The organism is Bacillus sp. LL01, from assembly GCF_001037965.1.
The window spans coordinates 1-4279 of the sequence record NZ_LFEL01000170.1 but is presented as its reverse complement, the minus strand read 5'-3'; the positions used below and the strand labels follow the sequence as shown (position 1 = coordinate 4279).

At 37.0% G+C, this 4279-nt stretch carries 8 protein-coding genes and 1 pseudogene; 5 read left to right on the top strand and 4 right to left on the bottom strand.

The features are described 5' to 3' along the window. Positions 1-174: DUF3231 family protein (locus tag AB685_RS30675; protein ID WP_128755957.1), on the top strand; the 174-nt coding region annotated here is incomplete at its 5' end. Positions 175-329: 155 nt separating this feature from the next. Continuing rightward, positions 330-479 carry a hypothetical protein gene (locus AB685_RS31515; protein WP_157860764.1) on the top strand — a complete coding sequence of 50 codons (150 nt, stop codon included), beginning with the start codon at positions 330-332 and terminating at the stop codon, positions 477-479. A gap of 13 nt (positions 480-492) precedes the next feature. Here AB685_RS31515 and AB685_RS27195 read toward each other — a convergent pair whose 3' ends face one another. Further along, positions 493-828 carry a hypothetical protein gene (locus AB685_RS27195; protein ID WP_047973722.1) on the bottom strand — a complete coding sequence of 112 codons (336 nt, stop codon included), beginning with the start codon at positions 826-828 and terminating at the stop codon, positions 493-495. A gap of 648 nt (positions 829-1476) precedes the next feature. Here AB685_RS27195 and AB685_RS27185 point away from each other — a divergent pair. The 3 genes and pseudogenes from AB685_RS27185 (at position 1477) to AB685_RS27175 (ending at position 3387) form a co-directional block, all read left to right on the top strand. Next, positions 1477-2424, top strand: coding sequence for a bile acid:sodium symporter (locus AB685_RS27185; RefSeq protein ID WP_047973720.1), 948 nt, complete (start codon positions 1477-1479; stop codon positions 2422-2424). Between the two features lie 151 nt (positions 2425-2575). Then, positions 2576-2980, top strand: a complete 405-nt coding sequence (locus tag AB685_RS27180) for a nucleotidyltransferase domain-containing protein (protein ID WP_047973723.1) — start codon at positions 2576-2578, stop codon at positions 2978-2980. Continuing rightward, positions 2970-3387, top strand: a pseudogene (locus tag AB685_RS27175) (DUF86 domain-containing protein). Before AB685_RS27180 ends, AB685_RS27175 begins: the two are co-directional and overlap by 11 nt. Positions 3388-3456: 69 nt before the next feature. On the opposite strand, the gene AB685_RS31510 reads toward AB685_RS27175, so the two are convergent. From AB685_RS31510 to AB685_RS27170, 3 genes are all read right to left on the bottom strand, one after another. Continuing rightward, complete coding sequence (locus AB685_RS31510) at positions 3457-3597, bottom strand: hypothetical protein (RefSeq protein WP_157860763.1); 141 nt, start codon at positions 3595-3597, stop codon at positions 3457-3459. A 14-nt stretch (positions 3598-3611) separates the two neighbouring features. Then, positions 3612-3767, bottom strand: a complete 156-nt coding sequence (locus AB685_RS31505) for a hypothetical protein (RefSeq protein WP_157860762.1) — start codon at positions 3765-3767, stop codon at positions 3612-3614. 16 nt (positions 3768-3783) lie between these two features. Beyond that, on the bottom strand, positions 3784-4279 hold a 496-nt coding region (locus AB685_RS27170; protein ID WP_047973719.1), incomplete at its 5' end, for a permease.

Below are 4279 nucleotides of genomic sequence, written 5' to 3'. Positions count from 1 at the left end.
GCTGGCTTAGTAGCTTGTAGTCAAGCAATGGGCCAATCGATTCGAGAAGATATCGCGATGATGTATGGACAGTTCCACCAAGCTAAAGCTCAATTCGGTGCAAAAGTACTTAAATTGAACAAAGAAAAAGGCTGGTTAATTCCACCGCCACTGCATGCAAAAGGTAATGAATAAAGAAAAACACCTCAAAGTCTGAAGGGCATTTTTATGCCCTTTTTCCATTCTCACTAAAGCAATACTTATTACCTATATTTACTATTTACACACAGTCTTTAATCCCATATAATTTAAGAGAGACTAGTTCTAAAATCACATTAAGGGGGATCTTGATGATGATTTCACATGAAGAAATGATAATATTCCTCAAGGAAATGTATCTATTAATGAATGAATATAAAAGATGTGAAGAGGCTCAGACAAAAGAGCTCATCTATAATGATATTCAACTTCTAGGTGAGGTTATTGCCTCAGCACCATAACTAACTGTTGGTTTTAGTTGTAGAAGCGTGCCAATCCTACCCCGATTACTATCAATAGAAAAAACAACCCTACCATCACTACACAAATAGTCAGCATAATAATTAGGGGTAGCTGTACTTTTGTCGGAAAAAAACTCGTTATCGGCTCAAAAAATAAAGCCCGGTACGCCTCTGGATGAATGCTCTCCATAATGAGAAGCAATCCTAAAAACGCGATAAAAATAGTTGGTTCGATTAGTTCTGGTGCTATAAAGAAGCCGACACCTGTTATTACCGTAAGAAGGTAAAGTGGGAAGCGTAGACGGGACTTCACGAAGATCGTTTCAACCCTTTGCATTAACTCTTTCATTTAATATGTACTTCCTTTCGATTATAAGCTTTACACTTCGTGTAAGACAACTACCTTCGTTACCCCTCAACATAAAATTCTGCAAAGTACAAGAAACCAATCTTCTTCACTAAAAAGTTACTTAACTGACCTTGTGTRGATTGTAAAAGTAGAAAGATGATAACTACTAAACCTATTAAAACGGCAGGTTTCTTTTTCACATGACTCTCTCCTCTAGATTATTCTGTGAATCGCTTTGTTCTAAAAAGATGAACGATAAATGAAAGCAAAAATGAAACCATGAGCGCTGAAACCATCATTATAAAAATATATCCTAAGGTAAGCGTGGAAAAATCCGTTAGTAACAAAAGAAAGATGAATGGAATGCGAAACCATTTTGACTTCAATACATGCTTCCAGCAAAACTCTATTCTTGACTCCTTTTGTCTTCTCGAAAAAATCAAAGGAGAGAATATAAGTAATAAAAGTGCAAGTGTTAATAACATACTAAGAACATCAATCTGCAATCCTCTCATTCCTGCTTATCACCTCTTTTATAAATTCTGCACATGTCTTCTTAACTCCTTTTATTTAGAGCAGCACTCACTACTACCCCATTTATGATACTATGTAATGGCATTAAAACTTTAATCATCAGGTGTGATTCATATGAGTATAATCGAAAAAGCTTATTCCTTTATTATCTTTATAGCCGTCGTTCTAGGTATAGCTCTTGGTCAAGTGAATGTGATCGAACAGCAGGCCGAACTTGTGATTGTGCCGCTATTAGTCGCAATGCTCTACATCACGTTTCTCCAAATCCCCTTAAATGAAATCACAAAAGCGTTTCGAAACATAAAATTMACCTATACTAGCTTGTTGATCAACTTTCTTTGGACACCTATTTTAGCGTGGCTACTTGCGATGGTGTTCTTAGCAGACAATCCTGCCTTGTACCTCGGATTTATTATGTTAATAGTGACACCTTGTACGGATTGGTATTTAATTTTCACAGGCATCGCAAAAGGAAATGTCGCCCTATCAACCGCCATCTTGCCGTTGAACCTCTTTTTGCAATTGATCCTGTTACCTGTCTACCTACTGATCTTCGGGGGAACAACAGGTGTTGTTAACCCTACTTTTTTAGTGGAAAGTCTTTTTCTAGTCTTACTTGTCCCTCTCGTCTTAGCATTTTTGACCAAAGGGGTGCTCAGAAACAAGCAACATTTATATGATAATCTCATGTCTACTTTTAGTGTGTTGCCGATCCTGTTTTTATGCCTAGCCATTGTCGCAATGTTTGCTTCACAAGGACAGGTACTACTTGCTAATCTAGATCTGATGTGGAAAATGCTTTTACCAATTCTCTTGTTCTTCGTTATAAATTTCATCGTCAGTCAACAAGTTGGAAAGCTGATGAAGTTCCCATTTCCTGATCGAGCCAGCCTTAGTTTGACAACGCTCGCTAGAAACTCACCAATTGCCTTAGCAATTGCGATGACCGCTTTTTCAGACCAACCATTAGTCGCCTTAGTCCTCGTCATCGGACCATTACTTGAGTTGMCGATTATGGCGATTATCACGCAAGTGCTATTGGTGATTAAAGGAGATAAATAGTACTAAACATGAATGAAGCGCAAGGGATGCCCCTGCGCTTCATTTTACTTGTTATGATCTTGAGTGACGCGTAAACAGTTAAATTTGGTATACTTTRGGTAGAGCTATTAGTAGTGAWACAAAMGGGTCTAGTAATATGGAGGCGATTCTTATGAACGAACAAACAAAACAAATCATTATCGAGCATCTTGTTGATCATTTATCGCCCTATTTCATTGTCATTTTTGGTTCAACAGTTAAAGGAAATTCAACTCATTTTAGTGATATGGATATTGCTTTTTTAAACGCTTCTAAAATGGATAAATATGAATTATTCATGATTGCACAAGAGCTAGCAACCAAATTRCAWAGAGATGTAGATTTAGTTGACTTAAATCAAGCAAGTACTGTATTTCAAGCACAAATTGTCCATACTGGAACCGTCATCTATTGTATAAATGAGCAGAAGAAAGCTCAATTCGAATTAAATACACTAAAGATGTATGCAAAGCTCAACGAAGAACGTTTACCTATTCTTAAAAAAATAGATGAAAGTGGGTCTATTTATGAAAAATGATGTCATTTTAAATAAAGTAACGATTATTGAAAGATGCTTGAAGCGTATTATTGAAGAGTATGCCAACACCCCTTTAAATCTTGAAAACTTTACTAAGCAGGATTCCGTTGTTCTCAATCTACAACGTGCTTGTGAGGCAAGCATTGACCTGGCGATGCACATTGTAGCTGAGAAAAGATTAGGACTTCCACAATCAAGCAGAGATGCCTTTTCGTTCTTAGAAAAAGAGGGTATACTTACACCTCTTCTATCAACTAGAATGCATGCAGTCAATGGTAGGATTCAGGAATATTGCCGTACACGATTATCAAGAAATTAATCTAGTGATTTTACAAAAAATACTGGATGACCATTTAGGTGATTTCTCAGAATTTACAAGAACCATTCTTCATTACGAAACGGAATAATGGAACCTAAAGAAGCAGCCAACTCCACCTGATATGGACTGCTTTTTTAGGTTGTAGGTCCGTAATATCTTATTCATTCTTTTTTCTTTTCTCCCTACTCTTCTCGCAGCATTCACTTTGTACCTTCACTTCCTCAATGACCACCTTACAACATGAACCTTTTACTTTTTTCGGTTTAGGCTGTAATAGTTGAGTTAATTTCTTTAACATTCTCATTCCTCCTCTTAATAATGATGTTGATACATTTTTGTTTTCATCATTTCTTGATCCTTTTCGACTTGTTCAAGACGAATGAGTTCTTCAATTTGAGCTTTGGTATGTTGGCAGCACTTAACCATCCAGAGCCCTTTTGACTGTAAGTACCCTATTAATTTTCTCATTTTAACTCGCTCCTTTTTATAATAAATAAAAGACAAATCCTGAAATCGTTGACATCGTAATAACTGATAAGACAAACACAGCAATAAGTGATTTGTTAAAAAACGTCTTCAATAAAACCAGTTCGGGAAGACTTGCCCCTGCTGAACTAATCATCATCGCCATAACGGGCCCAAGCGCCATCCCATTCATAATAAGAATTTGCGAAATCGGAATCATGCTCGATAACCGAATGTATAATGGAATGCCAATAACCGCAGCAATCGGAATCAACCACCAAGCATCTCCACCAAAGTGAGCACTAATAAACTCTGCTGGAACGACACCATGAATAATGGACCCAATCAATGCGCCAATGATTAAATAAGGATAGACCGACTTCATTAAAGCAAGGGTTTCCTTCCACGCATGCTTTAAGGAAAACGTTTTCTTGCCTCGTTCATAGCCTCTCATCACTACTTGCTTGACTGACTTTTCAAATCCAAAGAACTCTAAAGACAAGCCGATTATTAGA

Excerpts from the sequence above, each read along its gene's own strand:
- AB685_RS31505 (WP_157860762.1), bottom strand. The coding sequence starts at position 3,767 with ATGAGAAAATTAATAGGGTACTTACAGTCAAAAGGGCTCTGGATGGTT.
- AB685_RS31510 (WP_157860763.1), bottom strand. The coding sequence starts at position 3,597 with ATGTTAAAGAAATTAACTCAACTATTACAGCCTAAACCGAAAAAAGTA.
- AB685_RS31515 (WP_157860764.1), top strand. The coding sequence starts at position 330 with ATGATGATTTCACATGAAGAAATGATAATATTCCTCAAGGAAATGTAT.
- AB685_RS27195 (WP_047973722.1), bottom strand. The coding sequence starts at position 828 with ATGAAAGAGTTAATGCAAAGGGTTGAAACGATCTTCGTGAAGTCCCGT.